The organism is Candidatus Hydrogenedentota bacterium (assembly GCA_012730045.1).
In the GTDB taxonomy this organism is placed as follows: domain Bacteria; phylum Hydrogenedentota; class Hydrogenedentia; order Hydrogenedentales; family CAITNO01; genus JAAYBR01.
In genome coordinates, this window is sequence record JAAYBR010000042.1 from 1 (window position 1) to 22,140 (window position 22,140).

A 22,140-nucleotide genomic window follows, 5' to 3' on the forward strand; every position below is an offset into this window, starting at 1 on the left:
AGATCTACACCGTCCTGCCGGAGAAGCAGGTCCGGCAAATGCGCTCGCTGGACCGTATCCGCTTCGCCCTGGGCTGGCGGCCGGTGCAAAACTTTCTCAAGCGGTGGGTGGAGAAGCACGTCGAGGGGCCGGACGCGGAGGAGCGCGGCGCGGACAACACGGAACTCTACGGGGACGCCACGGAGGCCGGCGTGCGCCGCGTGGCCATGGCCATGCAGACGCCCAACGGCTACAGCCTCACCTTTGACGCCGCCGTGAGCGCGACGGCGCGGCTGCTCGCGGAGAACACGCCCCCCGGCGCGCAAACTCCCTCCACGGCCTTTGGCAGCCGTTTCGTGCTGGGCCTGCGCGGCGTGCGCTGCACCCAGCCCGTCGCGGTGCCCCTGCGCGATTAGCCGGGGCGCGGCGGGCCCTCGTCCGCAGATGCCGCTCCGCCGGTCTCCGGTCAGGAGATGAGCGGAATGAAGAAGCCGAACGCCGCGGCGGCGAATCCGGAAATGGCGATGATTCCGCCGATGCTCTGATCATAAAGCACGGCGACAAACGCCCCGACTGTCATGGCCAAGAAACCAACCAGTCCGACAATGGAAGCGGCCGTTCCCATCAGTTTTCCTCCTGCATAAACACCGTGCCACCGGCGCGGCCTCACGCTGACGCCCCGCCGCCGGCGCGTTTCGCGCCGGCATCCGCAAGTATAGACGTTTGCGGAGGCCGGATTCGAACTGCGCGCCCCGGCGGGCCGACGGCGGGTGCCGCTATCCGATGAAGAGCCCTTCCAGGCGGACCTGCCACCCGTCGGGGACGCGGTTGAGATAGTTGAGCAGCCCGCTGTGCCGCCATTGGAGCATGCACAGCCGCGGCTGGAAGTGGTACCGCATGCCGACGCGCAGCTCGCCGCGCGCGCCGGTGACCAGGCCCTCGTAGGCCTCCGCAATGTAGTACCCGATGTCCTTGCATCCCCGCTCCCTGGGAATGAGCGGGCCGGTGACGCACCAGGTGATGACGCCCGTCCGCAGTTCAACGGACCTCACCACGCCGCAGTGCGTGATGGGGCAGCCGCAGGACATGCCCAGGGGCCGCCCCATGAGAACGTCCCCCTCGGCGATCTCCATTTCGCGCGTGATCATCGGGTTGTGGGGGAGAATCACCTCCCGGGGACCCGGGTCTTCCGGGAAGTGCTCGAGGTAGAAATCAAAATCGCGCCCAAGGCTGTCGCGCCATTCGGCGGGGGAGGGGTCGGCGGGCACGCCCGCCGCCGAGCACCCCGCGCACAGCGGGCCGCACTCGACGGCGCACGCGGGCTTCGCACCCGCGCCGACGCCGGCGTCGGGGGCCGGCATGACGTCGCCGGACAGGTGAATGCACCGTTTGAGGAGCTCCGGCTCTGTTTGGACCCGGGCGGCCAGCTCCGCGCAGGTGCGAAACCCGCACACGCCGCAGTTCAGCCCCGGCAGCGCGATGTCCGCCTGCGGTTTCATCGTCTCAGTCATTCTCTCACTCTCCCCGGTAGAAGTTTTGGTTGTTCAGCGCCCGCACGACGCCGAAATGGGACTGCCAGCCGATCTCTTTCTTCCCCACGCAGATGGTGCACGTGCCCACCGGCGGGTTCCCCCGCAGCATCAACCGCGGCGGCGCGTCGGGCGTCTGAAGGACATGGGCCACCAGCGGGTCAATGCCGATGCCCTGAAGCGCGTTGACCTCGCGCACGCGGACGGCCGGGGCGGCCTCGGCGATGCGCGCCCGGAGCACCTCGCGCTCCGCCTGCGAGACCAGGTCTATCTTGGTCACCACCGCGATGTCGGCCAGCGACAGCATGGGGCCGACCTTGCGGGGCAGGTTCATGCCGCTGGTCGCCTCCATGACCATGATGCCCAGGCCGCCGTCGGCGTAGGGGGCGCACCGGAGGCAGAGGCCCGCCGTCTCGACCAGCAGGATGTCGGCCGCGGCGTTTTCCGCCCATTTCAGGGCGTCCCCCAGCACCAGCACGCTGCAGTGGTCCGGACACAGCTCCCCCGAGTACACCGTTTTCGCGGGAATCCCAAACTCCCCCGCGAACAGCTCCTCCTCGTCCGCGAACTGGACGTCAATTTTCAGAAAGGCCAGGCGGCTTCCCGAGGCCGCCAGTCTCCGGGCCATGTGGCGCAGCACGGCGGTCTTTCCCGTGGTGGCCGGACCCGCGCAGATGACAAGTTTCATTGGAGGCCCCCTTCCGGCGCCGCGGCAAACGCGGTCAGTTCGGCGAAGTCCCCGTCCCCCAGCTGTCCGCCCATGCGGATGGTTTCGCGCAGGCGGGAAAGGGCGTCGTCAAGCCGGCTCACCGTCCGCGCGAAGCCGCGCTCCGCCGCGTCCGTGCGGATCACCCGGGTCACGCGGCCGCCCTGCATCACGATGCGGAAGTCGGAGAGCAGCGCGATCCGCGGATCGTGGGTCACGAAGATGAAGATCTTGCGCCGCTGCCGCAGCAGCTCCAGCGCCCGCGCCCGGTGAATGCCCGCGTTCTCCACCTCGTCCAGCAGGACAATCGGCGTGTCGCACACCACCGTTGCGTCCGCTATCAGCAGCGCCCGCGTCTGGCCGCCCGACAGCTCCGTCATCCGGCTCTCCGGGATGATGGGCTCGCCCGTCAGCTGGTTGGCGAAATCCAGCGTCTGGGCCACCAGGCTCTCCGCCCGCGAACTGTCGGCGCACCGTATCCCCGCATGGGTGCCCAGGAAAAGGCGCACCGGCATGTCCGACAGGAAATTTGTGTGCTGCGTGATCAGCGCGATCGGGTTGCGGGCCGGGTCGTCGCGGTAGACGGCCGGCGGCCGCACGCCGTTGATCAGCACCCGCCGTCCCGTCGGGGTGTCATTGTCGGCGAACAGTTCAATGTCATTGATCAGGGTTGTCTTTCCCGACCCCGTCGGGCCCACGATGCTCACGACATCCCCCATGTTCAGGTCAATGCGCCGGACCGGTTCCGGCACCTCCTGCTTTCCCCTGCCTCCGAGAATGGTGATGGTTTCGATCATAACGGCACCTTTCGCAGTTGTAAACGTTAGCAAATCGCATTAGTCTTGTTAGAGGGCAAAAAAAAGGGGCTTAGAGCACATCCGCCAGGGTGGTCTTCTCCAGTTTTTCCGCCACATGGTCCCGAATCTCGCGAAACACGTTCAGCAGCCCTTCCTCCCGTTCAATGGGCGTGGACTCGTAGAAGTACTTGCTGACCGACTCCGTGGGGGCGAGGGCCCCGTCAAAGAGCCGCACGATCTCGGCCAGGGAAATCTCGCCGGGTTGCCGGGCGAGGCGGTATCCGCCGTGCTGGCCCTTGGAACTGTGCACATACCGCGACCGCTTCAGCGCAAGCAGAATCTGCTGCAGGAACTTGGGGGGGATGCCCTGTTCCTGCGCGATCGTCTCGCCGCTGAGGAACGTCTCCGTCGTGTGGCGTGCCAGGCAGAGGAGGGCGAGCAGCGCGTATTCACTTCGGCTTGTCAGTTTCATGGGTCAATCCAGACTTGTGCAATAGACTATATCATGTTCCGGAGGGCGGCGCAACTGTTTTCTGCGCTCGTCTTGGACCCTCCGGTTCCGGGTGCCGAAGAAGGCGGGAAGGAAATGGTCGGGGCGGCCGGATTCGAACCGGCGACTTCCTGCTCCCAAAGCAGGCGCGCTAACCGGACTGCGCCACGCCCCGACGGGGAAAGGGGCTGTCATGCGGCCCCGCGCGCGGGGCCGAACAGCGGCCACCCGCTCCGGCAGGCGCATTGTAGCACAGGCCCCGGCAAGGTTTCCCCGGGATCCGCAGCAAGGCTGACCGCGGGCTGGAGCAGAAAAAAAGACGGACCAGAAACGCATTTCTTCGAGCGCGCTGACACCAGACGCCCAATCCACTCCGCCGCCTTCTCCGGCGATCTCCTTCTGGCACCCCATGGCGCACAGGGTCACAATGCAGCCCCTGAGGTGCGGGATGTCCAGCAGTTCGGGGACGGCCTTGAGCTCGTTGGAGGTGCCGCCGACCTGCACCCGGCCCAGGGCGAGGCGGGGGCGTCTTCCATGCCCAGTCTCCTTGTCCCCCTTGTTTGCGCCGGGGGGGCCGGGGGTACAATCCCTTCTCGGAGGTGTCGCCATGACATGCGTTTCAGTGTTCCGCGCTGTGTTTCTTGGCGCGTTTGCCTTGGGCGCGGCGTTCTGTCCGCGCGTCGCATTCGCGGCGGAGGTTGCCGCTCCGGAGGTTGCCGCTCCGGAGGCGGTGCTGGCGCCCGGGTGGGTGCTGGAGCGGGTCGGCACCGTGGACCAGAGCTACGCCGGCTGGGACGTGGAAATCGGCGACGCGGACAACGACGGGGCCAATGAAATCCTGACCACGGGCTGTCCGGACAGCCGCCTGTATCTTTTCAAGAAGACGGGGGCGGGCTGGGAGACGAGGCCGCTGGCGGAGAATCTGGCGGAGCAGCGGCCGGGGATGGGGCTGGCGGTGCGGGTGGCCGACCTGAACGGCGACGGCCGCAACGAGTTGCTGCTGGGCACGGGCCAGGAGGGGGGAGGCACGGCCTTCCTCCACCTGCTGGAGACGGACGGCCAAGGGGTCACGCGAAAACTGTCCTGCCGTCCGGAGGACCTCAACCGGAGCAGTTTCACGCACAACATTGCCCTGCACGACCTCGACGGCGACGGCGTGCTGGAGGCGGTGTCGGCCTACTGCGGCTATGGCGAGGTGCTCCGCTACGACTTCGACCCCGCGCTGAAGACCATCACGCCCCGCAAGATTCACCAGCTGTCCGGTTCGGGCGAGGAGTCCCTCATCGCGGACGTGGACAACGACGGGCGCGTGGAGTACCTGACTTCCAACGGGTTCCGCGCGGGCAAGGCCCGGCTGGAGATCTTCGAGTTTGACGACGCCGGGGAGCTGGCCCCCGCCCCGCGGGTGACGCTGGACGGTCCGGACGGCGCCCCCGCCTTCTATGTCTCCCTCATCACCGGGGACCTGGACAACGACGGGCGGACCGAGCTGGTGGCGGGGTGGAAGCGCGAGCAGACGGTGAACCGCACGACGCTCGCAGCCTACCGGGTGGGGGAGACGGCGGAGGTGCTGGCGGTCCTCGACCGGGAGACGGCGGACCTGGACATGGCCTACTTCGAGAAGATGATGGCCGTGGCCGACGCCGACAACGACGGGAAGAACGAGCTGGTCATTGGCACCCGCGGCGATGCGGCGTCGGAGAACATCACGAGCGGGCGGCTCGGCCGCGTGTACCGGTATGCCCTGTCCGCCGATGGCTCGGTGGAGAAGACCCTGCTGGCCGACTTCGCCCCCGAAGAGGCCGAGTCCCTCTGGCTCACCGTCGGCGACGCGGACAACGACGGGAAAAACGAGATCGTCCTCGCCACCGGCGCCGGCGACCGCACCCAGCCGGGCAGGTCGCACGTGTTGCTGCTGCGGCGGCCCTAGCCGGTCGGGCGGCTTTTTCGGGAAATGGGAAGTACGGGTGTCGGCGCCCAGATTCATGGTTGAGTGCCGTTTTCTCTCGATTGAGGATGGCATCCCATGACTCCCATCTCCTTCCTGCCCGCCCCGGCCCGCGCGCGCCCCTTGACTTTCCAGCCCACCGTCCCCATACTGGAACCGGAAACCTGAGCGCCGCGCCGGGAGTATGCGGGGCGCTGCAAGGGGAAAAACGGAGGGGTTGGTCCCATGACACGGATTCTTGGCGCGTCCGCGCGCGTGTGCTGTCTTGTTTCGCTGGTGACCCTCTTTGGGGCGGGCTGGTGCGCGCCTGCGGCGGCGCTGGACAAGGCCGCCTATGACAATCCCAATGGAAACACCCGCGTGGTCTGCCAGGCCGACCCCTCGCAGAGCTACGAGTTGTACATCCCTCCCACGGCGCCCGCCACGGGGCCGGCGCCCATCTGCTACGGCTTTGACCCGGGCGGCAACGGCAAGGCGACACTGCTCCAGCTTGCCCCGGCCGCGCTGGAAAACGGCTGGATTCTGGCCGTGTCGAACAACTCCAAGAACGGCCCCTGGGCGGACATTTTCATCGCGCAGGACGCCGTGCTGCTGGACACGGAAACCCGCCTCACCCTTTCGCCGACCCGGCGCTTCGCCGGAGGCATGTCCGGCGGCGCGCGGGCCTCGCTGGCGCTGGCCTTCCGCTACCCTGCCAAAATCTGCGGGACGCTGCTGGTTGCCGCGGGGGGGCCGTCCGGAACGTCCCTGGCACCGTCCAACGAGGGGCTGGTTGTCCACATTCTCATCGGCACAGAGGACAGCAATTACCTTTACGACGTTCCGGAGACCCAGGGCGGGCTGGTGGACGCGGGCGTCCGGTGCGTGGTCACCCCCTTTGCCGGGGGGCATGTCTGGCCGTCGGGGCAGCTCGTGCTGTCAGGGTGCCGGTGGCTCAACGACAACGCGGAGAAGGACCCCAACAGCGGGCTGACCCCGCCGGCCTGCCGCCCGTCCAGCCTGTTCTGCCAGGCTCCCCCGCCGCCGGGGGGGGCTTGGGGCGCCAAGGTCGCCGATTCGGAATACGGGTGGACCGCTTTCGAGCGCTTCAACGGGGCGGTGCTGCCCGTGGCCGCCGTGGAATGGTGGGGCATCAGCGCCGTATGGAACAGCAATGTCGGCTACTGGCTGCCCTCCGACCCCGGCGCCCGTACCTTCCGCGTCAGCCTGCACCCGGACAATGGGGGAGAGCCCGGCCCCTCGGTGCATGCGGAGCTGTTGACGGCGTCCCGCGAGGACTTTCCCCACCTGTACAGCCGGAACTACGCCCTGCGCCGTTTCCGCGCCCTGTTGTCCGCGCCCGTGAACCTCCCCTCGGGGTGGGTGGGCATCCAGCATGTGCGCACGGGGGACACCCTGGAACTGCTGATGGCGTCGTATGAGGGGGACGGGCAGTACCTCCATCACGAGAGCGACTACGGCACCTACGCTCCGGAGGCGGATGACCTCGCCATCGCCGTCGGAACCGAGGAAATGGAGGTGGAGATTTTCGCGTCCCCGAATCTGGGCCGTCCCCCGCTCGCGGTCCACTTCACCGGGGCGGTCTCCGGAAACGTGGGGCCCGTCGTCAACTGGCGGTGGGACTTCGGGGACGGCGACATCCTGGAGGGCGTCGAGCCCTCCCCTTCACACGTCTACACGGACCCGGGTGTCTATACCGTGGCGCTCACCGTGTCCACCAACATCAGCAGCGCTCTTGTGGAGCGCCACGGCCTCATCGCGGTCAGCGAGGCCCTTCCCCTGGCCGGCCCCGCCGGACTGGTGGCGTTGCTGGCGGTGTGCCTGGCTCTGGGCGCGGCGCACCTTCGGCGTTCCCGCGTCCGCAACGGCGCTTTTTCACGCTCCCACATCGGCGATTAGGGGCATTTCCGCCGCCTTGAGAAACGCCCTTTCGACTGGTATACTTTCCCCGTCGTGAGTCGTTGTTCCCGGCGAAAACCCAGGGTTCTCCAAAGGACGCGGGCTGCGTTCTTTGGCGTGGAAGCCGGGCTGGAAAAGGCGTGTTTTCGGGCTGGTGTGGCGTCGGATGCAGGGAGTGCCCCGTCCAGGGGCGTCAGGCTCCCGCAACGGACCCCTTTCCCCCGTAAAGCTGATGGAAGGAACTGCGGGATGGGTGTTGATCTTGTCACGGTGGGCGTGGTGTGTGCGGACGTCATGGTGCGCCCGGTGGACCACATCCCGCCGCGGGGCACCCTGGGGCTGGTTCCCTCGCTCAACATGCATTTCGGGGGGCTGGCCGGCGTCACGGCCATTGTGTGCTCGCGCCTGGGCGGGTCGTCCGCCTTTGTGGGCCGGCTGGGCCGCGACAGTTTCGGCGATTTCCTCCTTTCCAAGCTTTCCGAGAACCGCGTGGATGTGTCCGGCGTGCGCCGGGTGGACGACTGCCACTCTTCGGCCACGGTGGTCCTCATCAGCGAGGACGGCGAGCGCACGTTCCTGCACCACATGGGCACCAACGCCGAGACCTGCGAGGAGGACATGGACTTCGGCGTGGTGGGCGGTGCGCGCGTGCTGCACTGGGGCGGCCCGGCCATCACGCCCAAACTCGACGGCGCGCCCATGGGGCGCGTGTTCGAGAAGGCCCGCAGCCTCGGCGTGGCCACGAGCATGGACACCTGCTACGACGGGGCGGGGCGGTGGCTTCCCCTGATCGAGCCGTCGCTGCCGCACCTCGACATCGTCTTCTCCAGCCTGGAGGAGGCCCGGAACTACACCGGCAGGGACGCCGTCGAGGACATCGCCGGATTCTACCTTTCCTACGGCGTGAAGACCGCCGTGATCAAGCTCGGCGGCGACGGTGTCTATGCGCGCACCGCGGAGGGCCTCGAAGTGCGGCTGCCCGCGCACAGGGTGCCCGTGGTGGACACGACCGGCGCGGGAGACGCCTCCTGCGGCGGCTTTCTCTACGGCTTCCTCCAGGGATGGAATCTGGAGAAATGCGCCCGCCTCGCCAACGCCGTGGGCGGGCTCACGGTCCAGCGCATGGGCGGCGCGGAAGCCGTCGAGTCCCTGGAGGCGACCCTGAAATTCGCGGAGACTCTTGATGTATAGCGCGGTGCTCGCGCTGGCCGCCGGGATGCTTGCCCTGGCCCAGGCGCAGGAGTCCATCTCCGCCAGGGAGCTCGCGCCGCCCCCGGGCCTGGGCGCGGCCCCTGCAGCCCCCGCGACCCCGCCCGCCGGGGAGCTTCGCGAGATCGGAAGCCCCCCGGAAACGGCCGTCCCAACCGCCGCACAGCCCACGACGCCGGCCCCGTCCGCCGTGCAGCCCACGACTCCGTCCCCCGTCACGGTGGAGGAGGCCGCCCCGGCGGAGGAGAAGAAGACCGTTCCCAAACCGCCGGAGACGCAGAGCAGACCGCAGCCGGCGCCCCGGAAGCCCGAGGCGGACACGCCGTCCCCGAAGGAGGTGGAGAAGAGGGAGCCCGTCCCGCAGCAGAAGGCGGGGGGACGCCGGGTCGCCGCGTTCTGGGTTATTTTGCCGCCCCGTTAGAAACAACAGGAGCAACCACAGGTGAATTCAGCGCGCGCCGCAGGAATTATGACAAGCATTCTTCTCGCCCTGTGTCCGGCCTTTGCGCAGAGCCCATGGGTGCCCATAACCCCCGGCGGCGTCTACCGGGACGCGGTTCTGGACCCCCGCCCGGCGGACGGGCCTGAAAACAGGGTGCTGCTGGCCGACTACGCGCGGAGCCGGGTCATTCAGGTGGACCCCGCCACCGGTGGGTCAACGGAGGCCCTTGCCCTGAGCATGACCGGATCCGTTCCCCGGCCAACCGCCCTGCTGACAAATCAAGGCGGATTGACCCCCTTTGTCGCCTGCGTGGGGGGGCAGCACAGTGCCGTGTCCGGCGAGGAAATGCCCTGCTTCCTGCATGTTCAACAGTACCCCGCCCCCGGCGTTGCCGCGCACACTTCCCTGGTCAACAGCAAAACGCTTTTGTCGGCCGTCATGACAGGGGACAACAGCCTCCTCCTTGCCGATCCCTTCGGGGACTGCATTCTCCGGATCAACCCCCTTGGCGACCTTGCCGGCAATCCGGAGACCCTCCTGCAAGGCGCGGGGCGTCCCTTCCGTGTGGCCGTCACGGACAATGGCAGCGAGGCAAACTGGGTGGCCTGGGTCGGACTTTCCTCCAACGCCCTCACGACCATGAATCTCTCCGACAAGAACGGCAGACTGACCGCGTGCGCGCTTCCCGGGAAGCCTCTGGCGCTGGTGTGGCTCGCCGGGGAGGTCTTCGCGGTCGCCACTCCTTCAGGCATCCTCTTGTGCCGGGCGGGCGGCATTGAGCCCTGCGCGGAGAAGGCGCTGCCTGTCACGGACATGGCGAAGGACGGGGAGGGGCTGGTGGTCCTCAGCGGCGGCGATGTGGTCATGCTGGATGGGGAACTCAACGAAACCGGCCGCGTGCCGCTGGAGATGCCCGCGAGGCTCATCCGGGCCTGCGGACCGGTGCTTGTCGCCATGGCCCCGCAGGAGGGGCAGCAGCGGGCGGTCGTCTGGAACCGCAAACCGCAGGCCGCCGCAGAAACAGCCCCGGCCGAAAGCGGGCCGGAGGCCGTTGAGCCCCCCGAAGCCGTCGCGTCTGAAAACGGCGTTGAGATCGTTGAGGCGGCCGCCGCGGCGCCCTCCCCTGAACCCGCCCCTGCGCCCGGGGAACAGGTCCCCGAGACGGCCCCCGTTGCGGCGCCGCCCGCGCAGGAACCCGAGGCCCCCGAAAGCCCCGCGGCAGTCCCGGCCCCGGAAGTCGGCGTTCCCGCGGAAGAAGCCGCGCCTGCCGAAGAGACGGCGGCCGCCCCCGCCGCCCCCGCAGAGAAGCCCCAGGGGCGGTACCGCAGCTTCCCCATGTTCACCAGTTCCCTGCGCGCTCCGTCGCTGAACACGGCCACGCACAAGCTGATCGGGGGCGGGGAGCAGAAGGGGCTGCGGGACGCCCTGACACGGCCCATGGAGTTTGGCGAGCCCGGGCTGGGCTTCACGCCCCCCGACTGGACCGAGCCCCTGCGCGATCTGGAGGCCGACTCCATGACCACGGACCTGACCACGGGCAAGACCGTGATGCGCGACAATGTCCGGCTGCGCCTGGGCGAGATGGCCTTCCGCAGCGACCAGTTCTCCTATTCCGACGAGCAGGGCAGCTACAGCGCGGAGGGGCATGTGGAGGTGAGCCAGCACGCGTCCTCCCTCACCGCCGACTACCTGTCCTACGCGACGCCGGACGCGGCGGTGGTGGAGCGCTCCTTTGTCCTGGAGCCCCGCGACGAGCAGAACATGGCGAAGAAGCGGCTCTCCATGGGGCGCATCACGGGGCGCAACTTCCATATGAACGAGCCGACGCGCGAGTTGCTGGTGGAGGAGGTGGACTACGACTTCGCGGCGCAGAAGGGCACGCTCACCAACGCCCGCGGCCGCGCCGCCTACTTCTATTACTCCGCCGAGAAACTGCACATTCTGGGTCCGGAGGAGTTCATCGCAGAGAACGCGTGGTTCACCACCTGTCCGGGCGACCCGCCGGGTTACCGGATCATGGTCAAGGAACTCCACGTGGAGAAGGGGGAGGTTGTCACGGGCAAGGGGGCGCGTCTTGCCCTGGGCAACGTCAAGGCCCCCTTCCTCCTCCCCATCTGGGGCAGCACCGCGGGCCCCTACCCCTGGTCGGTGGACTTTGACTCGGGACGCTACGCGGAGACGGGCTACTATCTCAACCTGGGCCAGCAGTTCCAGGTTTCCAAGGAGCTTTCCCTCGGCCCGCGGATCATGCCGACGGAGAAAGAGGGGGTCGGGCTGGGCGGCGACATCTACTACGACCACATGGAGACCCCCTCGTCGCGCCTGTACCGGACCGCCGGCGAGTTCCACGGCCTCCAGACCACCGAAAACCGGGGATACCTGGCCTGGTACAACCGCTTTGAGCCGAACAGGGACCTCGTGCTGCGGATGCAGGCCGAGCAGTGGTCCGACGAGGAGTTTTTCAAGGACTTCTTCTACGAGCAGTACCGCCACCGGAGCGACCCGCGCACCTTCGCCAACCTGACCCTCCGCAAGGAGGAATTCATCGCCACGGGCACCGCGCGGATCAACACGCACTCCTGGGCCGGCGAGACCGAGCGCCTGCCGGAGGCCACCTTCCATCTGGTCGAGCGGCCCCTGGTGGACCGGCTGATGTTCTCCTTTGACACGGTGAACGGCTACAACGACCGGAACCCCGGCCGCGAGTACGGCACCCGGTCCGTCAACATTGCGCGGATGTCCTACGACTGGGATCCGGCGTCCTGGCTCTCTGTGACCCCCTTCTACGAATTGGAGGGGGCCTGGTACCAGCGCGAGCGGACCAGTGAGGACAGCGCGACCCGCGTGTCCAATCTGGCGGGGGTGACCCTGCAAACCCGCCTGCACCGCGAGTTCCCCGGATTCTGGGGCTTCTCCGCCTTCAAGCACGTCATCCTCCCCTCGGTCACCTACTCCTACCGGCCGGAACCCACCCTTGCGGCGGAGGACGCCCCGCGCTTTGACGCCCTGGACAACGTGTACGGGCGCAGCCGCCTGGAGACCAAGCTGACCAACGTCATTTACGGGCGGGACGCCGAGACCAACGATGTGTGGCAGGCCGCCCGCCTGACCCTGTACCAGGGCAACGACTTCTGGAACGAAACCCGCAAGGCGGACGACTACGAGGCCGAACTGGACCTGCGACCCCGGCCCTGGTGGGGCATGCAGCTGGCCGGCGAGCGCCATGACACGCGCCGGCCGGAGTCGCTGCTGGAGGAGAACTACCTCGAGAGCCGTTTCTACAAGGCCTACGAGCGGGCCACCGGAAAGGTGCTCAACGAGCGCGCCGCCGACCTCAACCTGCGCTACGCCGACTACTCCCGGATTCTGACGCAGCTCTATTACGACAACACGGTGGTCGGCGGGCGCTTCAACACGCGCATCGGCTTCGCGTATTCGGACACGGACGGCAACATCTACAACCGCGACGTGCTGTACGGTCTGGGATACCGCCTCTCGGAGAACTGGGGCGTGAGTTTCGAGCACATCTACGACCTGAACGGCGACGAGATGCGCAGCCAGACCTACGAGATCCGCCGCAGTTTCAAGTGCTGGGAGACGGCCCTCCGCTTCCGCGACCGGCAGAGCGGCTTCGACGTGAACATGGAAATCAGCCTCACCGCCTTCCCGGACACGGCGATCGAGTTCTGACCCCTCAGACCGCCGGACCAAACACCCAGCGGCAGGTCCATTCGTGGCACACCCCCCACGGCGCCTGCAGGCATTCCCATGAGGACCACAGGGACACGGCGCACAGCAGCGCCACTGTCCCCCAGAAGCGCCAGCCCCGGGGCCGCGCCAGCGCCGGCGCGGCCGCCAGCAGCAGCGCGGGCACGGCGCACAGATGCCAGCGGAACCCGTAACTCGCCCCGCCGTAGTTGTTCGTGGAGGTGACGTAGTAGGCCGTCAGCGCGGCGAAGGCGGCCATGCACGCCCAGACAAAGGCGGGGCGGCCCCTTCCGCGCAGGGACGCCGCGGCCCCGCACAGTCCGAGCAGCGTCACCGGAAACAGCGAGAACAGGCCGAACCGGCCCGCCACCGCGTGAAACAGATACACCGCGCGCGGCTCGTTCAACCCGTCAATGCCCAGGGGATGCCGCCAGAGCGACGCCTCAAACATATAGGCCTCCGGGCGCGTCTGGACCGGCATCAGGCTGCCCGTGGCCGCCAGCATCATGCCGAAATGCGCCGCCAGGGGCGGTGCCAGCCCCATCCCCGTCCAAACCGCCGCGCGCATTCCGCCCCGGAGCAGAAGAAAGGGCAGAAGCATCGCGGGGAAGACGGCAGAGGGAAGGTCAAGGGCGAAGGCAAGCCCCCAGCAGAACCCGAAGAGAAGGTAATGCGGCCCCGCCGGGAGGATGCCCCCCGTGACAACCCCGGCGGCCACATAGAAGCACGCGCACAGCGCGGCCACCGCCGGGACATGGTTGTTCAACTGGGCCGCGTACCCAAACAACGGCGTCGCGAAGGCGAAGACCGCGACAAGAAACAGCCAGGAAACCCGGTCGGGCAGGAAAAAGCGCAGGGCCATGGCGAACAGCACCACCGCCGCCGCGAAGGGCAGCTGGCAGAGCGAGAAGATCACCAGCAGGAGAAAGGGCTTGAGGGTGTCCGGGTCCGCCAGATCCCACCCGGCCAGCGCCCGCAGGACGGCGTATTCGGCGGTCATCAGCGCGGGCAGCAACGGCGGCTTGCTGGAGAGGATTCTTCCGTCCACGCGCACCCGGTCCACCGTCTGCTCGAAGGGGTTGGGCGGTGATTCCGGCGGGCGGTCAATCCTCCAGGAGTGGTCGTGCACCAGGGCGTACACCGTGGCGAGGCGGCTGTTCACCGTCTCCCCGGCGAAAACCCCCGGTCTCAGGGCGCACTGGGCCGCCAGGGCAGACACCGCCAGCAGTACGGCGGCGGCCAGATGCCCCCGTGCCGGCCCCTGCCCCGTTCCGCACGCCGCGCCGTCCGCCACCGGGCTATTCCGTGTCCCGGCCGGTGATCTTGGAAAGCGTCCGGGAAAACCATCCGGGCTGCGCCTCCGGGGCAACGCGCTTCTCCTCCTCGCGGCGCGCGACCCATTCCCCGTTCAGGAACTCCTCGGTCTTGTCGGCGACGAACAGGCTTCCGACCCGGCGCCAGCGCCCGTTGCGCAGCTCGTAGTTCAGGATTTCGGTGCCCGTGTCGCGGAAGAAGTTCGCGTCCTCCTCCGCCTCGCCCCGGCTGCGGTGCATGCGGGTGCTGTGCCGCACCTTCGCCACGCGAACCTCGCCGGAGAGCGGCCGGATGCGGGAGTCATTGTCCCGCAGCACGATTTCCATGCTTTCCGCACCGTCCGGATACGCCACATACTCGCGGAAGTAATAGGGGCGGCGGCGCACCAGGTCGGGGCTTCCGCTGGCCCCTCTGGAAGCCTCCGCGCGCAAATGCTTCCCGACAAGCCCGCGCAGCGCCGTCTCCGCCTCTTCCCTGGACGCGCCGGACACCGCCTCGGCGGAGGGGTCGTCCTGCACAAGGCCCCGTCCGCCTCCAAAGCACGCCGAAAGCACGACGGCCATCGTCACAGCCAGCAATCCCGCCGCAGCACGAAAACCCATTGCCATTCATCCTTTCCCGGGCATGGCCCGAAAACCGCCCTTGTCTGTCCGGTCACCCACGGCCGACATTATGACAGAAACGGTGGATAGTTTGAAAAACACGCCCCCCTCCCCGGCGCGGCGGCCCCGGAAACGCGGAACCCCTCACATGCTGCCGACCGGGGACATCTTGCGCGCCATCAGGGCGCGCGGCGCGCCGTTCTCCGAGGCGACCTTGGTGTCCTCCAGGCGGACGAAGGTGGAGCCGACCTTCTTCACGAGGAAGCGGTCCTGCAGCAGCTCGCCCTCGGCGACGGTCTGCTCCTTTTCCGAAAGGTAGGAGTTGTTCAGGCGGAAGACCGCCTTCCCGCCCTCGCCCTCCGTGCTCACGAGCACGAACTTGAAGTAGGCCAGCTCGCGGTTGACCCGGTCAAGGAGCTCGGTGGTCTTCGTGTCCGAGTCCTTCATCCCCACACGGTTGATGAGGGCGGAGGCCTTGTCGAGCTTCTCCTGCGCAAACGGCACGCAGCTCAGCCCGGCCTCCACCTCGCTGATCACCTGAAGCCGCACCTTTTCCAGGATGGCGCGGTTTTCCGGGGTGTCGTTGTGCCGGACCGCGGTCAGGGCCTCCTCGATGCAGTCGGCCGACGGCGTCCCCGCGGCCAGCATCTCCATCGCCTTGTTGGGGTACACAAACCCCTCCGGCGTGTTCCGCGCGCGCATCTCCTTGATGCGGGCCACGGCGAAGTTTGTGCCGAGAAACAGGAGCACCAGGCCCGCAGTGATGGCGCCAAAGAGGAATATCTTCCGTCCGATTTCGCGCGAGCGCGCGGCGGCCTGCCTGCGCGCCTTGATCTGCGACGGGGTGGAGGGGCGGGCGCCCAGATCGGCGAGGTTGCTGTGCGCGGGGTCCAGCGGGGGCAGTCCGGACTCCTCCGGCGCGGTCTCCTGGCCGGACCGCCTTCGTCCGAGCCACGAGGCCTTCCGGGCATCCTCCTCCTCGCGGGCCTTGTCCGTCGCGGCCTGCTCCTCCGTCATGAAGCTCTTGAGGGCCTCCATGACGTTTCCGGAAACGGTGTAGGTGGAGGCGTCATCCCCCCCAAGATCCTGCACCGTCAGCGTTTCCACCTCCTTGCGGGGTTTGCCGACCGCCGCCCCGCAGAACCGGCACCGGTTGGCCAGGATGCTGATGGGCATGCGGCACTCGGGACACAGCCGCAGGGGATCCTTCTCGCTCAGCCGCTCGTGCTCACCCGTCATACTTCACTCCCTCTCGTCTTCCTCTGCCGAGTGCCGGACATCCCCGCGAAGCGCTTCAGCGGAGTGCTGTCCGCCGGCGCGCGTCCACTTTGTCCGCCGCACTTTTAGCATACCCGTTCTAGGAAAGAAATGCAACCCTTTCACCGCGGGGGCGCCGCCGCCCCCATGGGTTTCAGGGAAAACACCCGTGTTTCCCCGGTGCGCAGGGGCAGGACGAACTCGTCTTTCTGCGTCCATCCCGCCGAAGGGTCAAACAGATCCTGAACGTCGCAGTAGTCTGGAAGGACCACCGCGCGCTTGCCCGGCTCCGTGGCGTGCAGCGCCAGCAGGCCCCGCCCCGCGTACACCGGGTCAAAATAGTTCGTCTCCCCGGGGGCGACGAACAGGGGCTCTTCCAGGATGCGCAGAATCTCCGCCAGCAGGCCCGGCGTCACGCCGGGCTCGGCAACATAGATGGAGGTCCACTCCCCGTTTATGGACTTGACGGCCAGGCTCGTCTTGCCGCTGTCGGCGTAGCGCGCGAGCGCGTCCGCCCCGGCATCCTCGATGTGGAAGACGGGGCTCCACATGCCCGCCGCGCCGAAGGGCGCGTCCTGCGCCAGGAACTGGCCGGACAGGCTGAAGAGCGATCCCGCGGCGGCGGGGCCGTCAAAGGCGCGCACCTCCATTCCCGTGACGGCGGAGATATTCTCCGCCGACGCCGTGTCCCCGTCGAAATATCCCGGCGCATAGAGCCAGACCACGCTGGCGCGCTCCCGCGCGAAGCGGTCGTGCAGCCGTTCCCGGGCGTCGGCGTCCAGCCGGAAGGCGTTCAGGAAGAGCCAGGTCCGCGACGGCCCCACGCGCTCCTCCAGCACATCCTGCAGGAGGACAAAACGGGTGCGGACGCCCGCCCGCAGGGCCGCGTCGCGCCCGCCGGAAACCAGCAGCGCGTTCAGCGGCCCGGCGCAGCGCTGCACCGCGCGGGCGGCCTCGTCCACCACCACGGTCAGCCCCGGCGCGGCGTTCTCCTCCGGCGACGCGCCGCCTTCCTCGGCGCGGGCGGCGTAAATCTCGCGCATTTTGCCGAACAGCCGCCACTGGTCGCCGTCCAGCAGCCAGCCGTCGCCCAGCGGGTCCGCCCAGGCCAGCCCCAGGCCGTCCACGAGGGCGGAGGCGAAATTCCGCTTCTGCACCTCGAAGATGTCCTCCGCGCGGACGCCGCGCATCCGGGCGACCGTTCCCGCGGCCGGGTCGCGCTCCATGCCCGTGCGGGTGTCGTCCAGCACCGTCCAGGTCTTTCCCCGGGCGAGCAGGGAATGCACCGGCCCCGCATAGCCCCCGGCGCCCCCCAGCCCCCGGTCTGTCTGCGAGACGGGGCTGACCACGCCGCTCAGGTCGCTTTCGAGCAGGTTGCCCAGGGCGAAATGGCCCGAGGCGTTCCCGGCCATCTCCAGGCTGAACCCGTAGGGGGCCAGGATTTTCGGGGAAATCATGGAAACTTCCGCCAGATGCGCCGTGAACGCCGCCAGCGCGTCCGCGGTGCTTTCCGACGTGTACCGCAGGTAGTCCGACAGGGGCCGTTCCTCCGGGAACCGGACAAAGACCTGCCCGGTGTCATTGAAGTCCGGCAGCTCCGGAAGCGTCACCTCGTCGGCCGACATGCCGGGACGTCCCCAAGCCTCCCCCAGCGCCGCCTCGCTCTGGTAATGCCGCACCAGCCAGTCGCGGAAGCCCTGCCGGTTGGTCTCCGAGCGGTCCCCCGCCTCCGGAAGCATCCAGTGCCCGCCTTCCATGGCGCAGAGGATATACCCCTCAATCCGTCGGCTGACCTCCCCGCCCTCCACCGAGGCCAGCAGTTTTCGCAGGGCCGCCCGCCCGTCCTCGATCCACTGCTGGGAGGCGGCGGACGGCAGGGGCCCGGCGGAGCCGTTCACGAGCATCATCTCGCTTTCGTGCGCCTTGGCCCAGGCGGCGGGCGGGTTCATGTCCACCTGGAGCAGAAACGAGGCGCGGGGGTTCGCCGCCATGTACTGTTTCAGCCGCGCGGTCACATCGTCCGGCGGGTCCTCGTCCGACCATGCGGGCGCCACCGGCACAATATGGCGGGTGATTCCCGCTTCGGCCGCCAGGGCGGCCTCCTCCATCACGGTTTTCCAGTCCTCCGGCGCGTCGGGCCGCGCGGAGAAATAGAGCGGCGGCCCGTCCGTGTCCGGCTCGCCCTCCGCGCCCTCGGCGGCGGCCTGGGGGCCGTTTGCCCCGGCCCCGGGCGCCGGCGCGAGCGCGGGCGCCGTCTCGCCGGGCACCGACCACTTGCCCACCCAGAGCCCCGCCGCCGCGGCAAGCGCCATGACGGCGGCAAGCCCCAGCAGCCGCAGGTAGAGGCCTGTGTTCTTAACTTTTCCGGGTTCTGACATACTCAGCCATTCCTGTCAGCGTTCGGGCGGCGTCGCCCCACGGGGCCAGACAGTCCTTCGCCGCGGCCACGAGCCGCGCCTTTTCCTCCGCCGCGCGCGTTCCGCCGAGGCCGGCAAAACTGCTGCCGCCGTCCCCGTCCGCGGGGCGCGCCGCGTCAATGAGATCGTCCGAAATCTGGAACGCGAGGCCAAGGGCCTCGGCGTACCGCTCCAGACGGCCGCAGACATCCTCCGGCTCTCCGAGCAGCACGGCCGGCAGCACGGCGGCCGCGACAAACAGCGCCCCGGACTTCTCCCTATGTATGCGCAGAAGGTGCTCCGCGGTTTCCGGCCCTGCCGTTCCCGCGTGCAGGTCGAGGTACTGTCCGCCGCAGAGGCCGCCCACCCCGAGGGCGCAGCGCAGCCGTGCGACGGCGGCGGGGGCGGCCTGGGGCTGTCCCGCCGTCTCGGCGTTTCGCGCCGTCAGGTGGAAGGCCTCCGCAAGGAGCGACACGGCGGCCAGCAGCGCCGTGGCCTCGCCGAAGGCGCGGTGGACGGGGGGGTGGCCGCGCCGTTCCTCGGCATCGTCCATGCAGGGGAGGTCGTCCAGAATGAGCGACGCGGCGTGGGCCATTTCCACGGCGCAGGCGGCGTCAAGCACGCGCTCCGGGGGATGGCCGAGCATCTCCGCAACCGCCAGCGCCAGCAGGGGGCGCAGCCGCTTCCCGCCCGGGAACACGGCGGCGCGCAGGGCTGCGCACAGGGCGTCCGGCCCCCCGGCGGGGATCCGTTCGGCGAGGGCGGCGTCCACCCGCGCGCGCGCGCCCGTCCACCGCTCATTGTCCAGAAACGTGCCCACTGTTCAGGGGGTGTCCTTTTCACGGGGTTGCTCTGTCTCTTCGGGAACGACGGCGATCCATCCCCCAAAGTCGGCGGCCTCGCCCGTCTCCTCCGCCATGAAGAGGCGCTCCGCTTCAAACTCCAGCCGTCCCTCCGTCGAAAATATCCGCGTCTCGGCCCGGAGCGGCGCCTCCAGCACAACGGGGCCGCCCCCGCCCGCGGAAATGCGGACCCGTGACGGCCCGCACGAAGGATAGCAATTCACGGAAATGACCCGCAACCATCCCGGCGCGACATGCAGCCGGGCGCGCGCGGCCAGGGGGCGCACTTCAATGCCGTCGGCGGTCTGCGGCGGATACCATCCGTCCTCGGGGAGCGTCACGGCGGCGCAGAAAAGCCGCTCCGCGAAAAAACGGCGGGCCAGGGTGCGGGGCGGCGCGCCTGCGCGGGTCCGCTCCGCGCGGTGCCGCCGGGCGGCGGGAAGATATGCCAGCGCCCCGGCCCACGCCCGCAGGTGCGCCGCCACACGCCACCCCTCTCCGTCGAGGCAGGCGCGCCCCACGGCGCGGGCCTCGCCCAGGATCACCCACGGCAGCACCCGCAGAAACTGCCCGGGGGACAGGTTGCGCAGGAGCAGGCGGAAGCGGTTGCGCGTGGCGAGGAAGTACTTGCGCCGGGCGCGGTCCCCCGCGCCCATGGAGGCACTGAACTTGTGCTCCACCACCGCCTCCGGACACGGCACCACCGAGTATCCGGCATCCCACGCGCGCACGCACAGGTCCACATCGTCCAGGTAGATGTCAAACTCCTCCGGCAGGAGCCCCGCGCGGCGCAGGGTCTCCGCGCGGATCAGACAGGCCCCGCCGCAGGCGGCCAGCACCGGCGCCGTCCCGTTCCAGCGGGGGCCGTCCGCGCGCCCCGCGCCCAGGTCCCAGCAGGCCCCGGCGCGGCTGCACACCACCCCCACGGAGTTCAGGACAAAGGGCTGGTCGAACAAGACCATCTTCGGCGCGACCACGCCAATTTTCGGGTCGGATTCGGCGAGATCCAGGCAGCGGTCGAAAACGTCCGGGCGCACCCGCGTGTCGTTGTTCAGCAGAAAGACATAGTCCGCGCCGGTGTCCAGCGCGCGGCGGATGCCCGCATTGTTGCCCCCGCTCCAGCCCCGGTTCCGTTCCAACGTCAGAAACTCCACCCGTTGGTCCGCGCCGAACCGGTCGCGCACGAAGTCCACCGATCCGTCGGCACTGGCGTTGTCCACCAGCACGAACCGGAGATGGTCCCCCGGACATGCGGTCAGGGAACGGAAACTGTCCTCCAGATGGGCGAGGCCGTTCCAGTTGATGACCAGCACATGGGTGAGGGGGCGTGTCATGGGCACAGGGTACCGCAACCCGGCGGCGGCGCGCGAATCTTGCCGCGCCGCGCCGCCGGTGAATACACTAGGCTGCGGGCGCACTCCAGGTCCCCCCTTGAGGGGGGTGGCCGCGTCTTCGCGGCCGGGGGATGTTCTTCCCCCCGGTCGTCAAGGCGGAATCCGGAACATCCCCCGGTTCGCTCCCGCGAACCACCCCCCTCAAGGGGGGACCAAGAGTGCCGGCCACCGCAGGCCCAAATGCCATGCCCCGTCGTGGGTGGTTTGACGGGTCACCGCAAGAACATCACGCCAAACGGAAGGACGACACGATGATGCACACGCGATCGGAAGAGTTGTGGCGCAGGGCGCAGCAGGTGCTGGTGGGCGGGGTGAACAGCCCCGTGCGCGCGTTCAAGGCCGTGGGCGGCTCGCCGTTCTTCGCGAAGTCGGGGAAGGGCGCGCTGGTGGTGGATGAGGACGGCAACGAGTATGTGGACTATGTGCTCTCCTGGGGGCCGCTGGTGCTGGGGCACGCCCATCCGCGGGTGGTCGAGGCGGTGCACCGCGCGATGGAGGCCGGGTCCTCCTTCGGCATTCCCACGGAGGCGGAAATTCTGCTGGCGGAGAAAATCCGGACGCACTACCCCGTCATGGAGAAGGTGCGGCTGGTGAACAGCGGCACCGAGGCCGCCATGAGCGTGCTGCGCCTCGCGCGCGGCGTCACGGGGCGCAACCGGATTGTCAAGATGGACGGCTGCTACCACGGCCATGTGGACAGCCTGCTGGTGTCGGCGGGCAGCGGCGTCGCCACGCTGGGCATCCAGGACAGCCCCGGCATTCCGGCATCTTTTGCCGCCCTCACGCACACGGTGCCCTACAACGATCTGGAGGCGGTCCGCGCGTTGTTCGACACCCATGGCGCGGAGATCGCCTGCCTCATTGTGGAGCCCGTGCCGGGGAACATGGGCGTCGTGCTCCCCGAACCGGGGTATTTGGAGGGGCTGCGGGAAATCACCGCGCGCCACGGCGCGCTGCTGGTGTTCGACGAGGTGATGTCGGGGTTCCGCGTGTCCCTGGGCGGGGCGCAGGGACGGTATGGCGTGCGGCCCGACCTGGTCATGCTGGGCAAGGTCATCGGCGGCGGGCTGCCCGTGGGGGCCTACGGCGGCCCGGCGGCCCTGATGGACCATCTGGCCCCGCTGGGCCCCGTCTATCAGGCGGGCACGCTGGCGGGGAATCCCCTGGCCACCGCCGCCGGGCTCGCCACGCTGGAGGAGCTGGAGCGGCCCGGCGTGGCGGAGGGCATGGAGGCCGCGCTGGCGCGGCTGGGCGCGGGGCTGGCGGAGATCGCGCGCGAACGGGGCATTCCCGTGACAGTCACGCAGGCGGGGTCCATGGGTTGCCTGTTCTTCAACGAAGGCCCCGTCCGCAATTACGCGGACGCCAGGAAATCCGACACGGCCCTGCACGCGCGGTTCTTCCGCGGCATGCTGGAGCGGGGTGTCTACTTCGCGCCCTCGCAGTTCGAGGCCTGCTTCATGAGCGCGGCGCACGGGGACGTCCACCTGGACCGGACCCTGGAGGCCGCGCGGCAGGCGCTGTCCTGACCGGCCCGCCGGATAAGGCGTTGTGAGAACCGAAGCCGTGGCGGGCACGAGGTCGCCGCAGTCGCTGCGCTCCTTCGCGATGACGCGCATTTCCACCGT

The 22,140-nt window shown here is 68.8% G+C and carries 18 protein-coding genes and 1 tRNA gene; 7 read left to right on the forward strand and 12 right to left on the reverse strand.

The window, feature by feature from the left end; translation table 11 throughout:
* Window positions 1-395 (forward strand): saccharopine dehydrogenase (locus tag GXY15_04085; GenBank protein ID NLV40392.1); only part of this gene is annotated, 395 nt, incomplete at its 5' end.
* Window positions 396-445: 50 nt separating this feature from the next.
* Here GXY15_04085 and GXY15_04090 read toward each other — a convergent pair.
* From GXY15_04090 to GXY15_04115, 6 genes are all read right to left on the reverse strand, one after another.
* Window positions 446-604 (reverse strand): hypothetical protein, encoded by a 159-nt coding sequence (locus tag GXY15_04090; GenBank protein NLV40393.1) that lies wholly within the window; start codon window positions 602-604, stop codon window positions 446-448.
* Between the two features lie 151 nt (window positions 605-755).
* Complete coding sequence (locus tag GXY15_04095) at window positions 756-1,490, reverse strand: Fe-S cluster protein (GenBank protein NLV40394.1); 735 nt, start codon at window positions 1,488-1,490, stop codon at window positions 756-758.
* A 4-nt stretch (window positions 1,491-1,494) separates the two neighbouring features.
* Complete coding sequence (locus GXY15_04100) at window positions 1,495-2,196, reverse strand: cobalamin biosynthesis protein (GenBank protein NLV40395.1); 702 nt, start codon at window positions 2,194-2,196, stop codon at window positions 1,495-1,497.
* The gene (locus GXY15_04105) at window positions 2,193-3,011 is read right to left on the reverse strand and encodes an ATP-binding cassette domain-containing protein (GenBank protein NLV40396.1); all 819 of its coding nucleotides are present in this window, start codon (window positions 3,009-3,011) and stop codon (window positions 2,193-2,195) included. The genes GXY15_04100 and GXY15_04105 overlap by 4 nt, the downstream gene beginning before the upstream one ends.
* A gap of 70 nt (window positions 3,012-3,081) precedes the next feature.
* On the reverse strand, window positions 3,082-3,483 hold the full coding sequence (locus GXY15_04110; GenBank protein ID NLV40397.1) for an Rrf2 family transcriptional regulator: 402 nt from the start codon (window positions 3,481-3,483) through the stop codon (window positions 3,082-3,084).
* Between the two features lie 115 nt (window positions 3,484-3,598).
* Window positions 3,599-3,676: transfer RNA gene (locus GXY15_04115), tRNA-Pro, on the reverse strand.
* 432 nt (window positions 3,677-4,108) lie between these two features.
* Between GXY15_04115 and GXY15_04120 the strand changes: the two genes are divergently transcribed.
* The 5 genes from GXY15_04120 to lptD all read left to right on the forward strand — a co-directional run bounded on the left by GXY15_04120 (window position 4,109) and on the right by lptD (window position 12,689).
* Window positions 4,109-5,431 carry a hypothetical protein gene (locus GXY15_04120; protein NLV40398.1) on the forward strand — a complete coding sequence of 441 codons (1,323 nt, stop codon included), beginning with the start codon at window positions 4,109-4,111 and terminating at the stop codon, window positions 5,429-5,431.
* Between the two features lie 243 nt (window positions 5,432-5,674).
* Entirely contained in the window at window positions 5,675-7,348 is a 1,674-nt protein-coding gene (locus tag GXY15_04125; protein ID NLV40399.1) for a PKD domain-containing protein, read from the forward strand.
* A gap of 249 nt (window positions 7,349-7,597) precedes the next feature.
* Entirely contained in the window at window positions 7,598-8,539 is a 942-nt protein-coding gene (locus tag GXY15_04130) for a carbohydrate kinase family protein (GenBank protein ID NLV40400.1), read from the forward strand.
* Window positions 8,532-8,978 carry a hypothetical protein gene (locus GXY15_04135; protein NLV40401.1) on the forward strand — a complete coding sequence of 149 codons (447 nt, stop codon included), beginning with the start codon at window positions 8,532-8,534 and terminating at the stop codon, window positions 8,976-8,978. Before GXY15_04130 ends, GXY15_04135 begins: the two co-directional genes overlap by 8 nt.
* Before the next feature lie 48 nt (window positions 8,979-9,026).
* Window positions 9,027-12,689 (forward strand): LPS assembly protein LptD, encoded by a 3,663-nt coding sequence (gene lptD, locus GXY15_04140; protein ID NLV40402.1) that lies wholly within the window; start codon window positions 9,027-9,029, stop codon window positions 12,687-12,689.
* A gap of 4 nt (window positions 12,690-12,693) precedes the next feature.
* Here the strand turns inward: lptD and GXY15_04145 are convergent, their stop codons facing one another.
* The 6 genes from GXY15_04145 to GXY15_04170 form a co-directional block, all read right to left on the reverse strand.
* A complete protein-coding gene (locus tag GXY15_04145; protein ID NLV40403.1) occupies window positions 12,694-14,001 on the reverse strand; it encodes a hypothetical protein in 1,308 nt (435 codons plus the stop codon).
* A 4-nt stretch (window positions 14,002-14,005) separates the two neighbouring features.
* Window positions 14,006-14,623 (reverse strand): hypothetical protein, encoded by a 618-nt coding sequence (locus GXY15_04150; protein NLV40404.1) that lies wholly within the window; start codon window positions 14,621-14,623, stop codon window positions 14,006-14,008.
* 144 nt (window positions 14,624-14,767) lie between these two features.
* The gene (locus GXY15_04155; protein NLV40405.1) at window positions 14,768-15,862 is read right to left on the reverse strand and encodes a hypothetical protein; all 1,095 of its coding nucleotides are present in this window, start codon (window positions 15,860-15,862) and stop codon (window positions 14,768-14,770) included.
* Window positions 15,863-16,002: 140 nt separating this feature from the next.
* Window positions 16,003-18,258, reverse strand: coding sequence for a hypothetical protein (locus tag GXY15_04160; GenBank protein NLV40406.1), 2,256 nt, complete (start codon window positions 18,256-18,258; stop codon window positions 16,003-16,005).
* Entirely contained in the window at window positions 18,236-19,096 is an 861-nt protein-coding gene (locus tag GXY15_04165) for a polyprenyl synthetase family protein (protein ID NLV40407.1), read from the reverse strand. Before GXY15_04165 ends, GXY15_04160 begins: the two co-directional genes overlap by 23 nt.
* A gap of 3 nt (window positions 19,097-19,099) precedes the next feature.
* The gene (locus tag GXY15_04170; protein ID NLV40408.1) at window positions 19,100-20,452 is read right to left on the reverse strand and encodes a glycosyltransferase family 2 protein; all 1,353 of its coding nucleotides are present in this window, start codon (window positions 20,450-20,452) and stop codon (window positions 19,100-19,102) included.
* A 311-nt stretch (window positions 20,453-20,763) separates the two neighbouring features.
* Between GXY15_04170 and hemL the strand changes: the two genes are divergently transcribed.
* Entirely contained in the window at window positions 20,764-22,041 is a 1,278-nt protein-coding gene (gene hemL, locus GXY15_04175) for a glutamate-1-semialdehyde 2,1-aminomutase (protein ID NLV40409.1), read from the forward strand.
* Window positions 22,042-22,140: the final 99 nt, after the last annotated feature.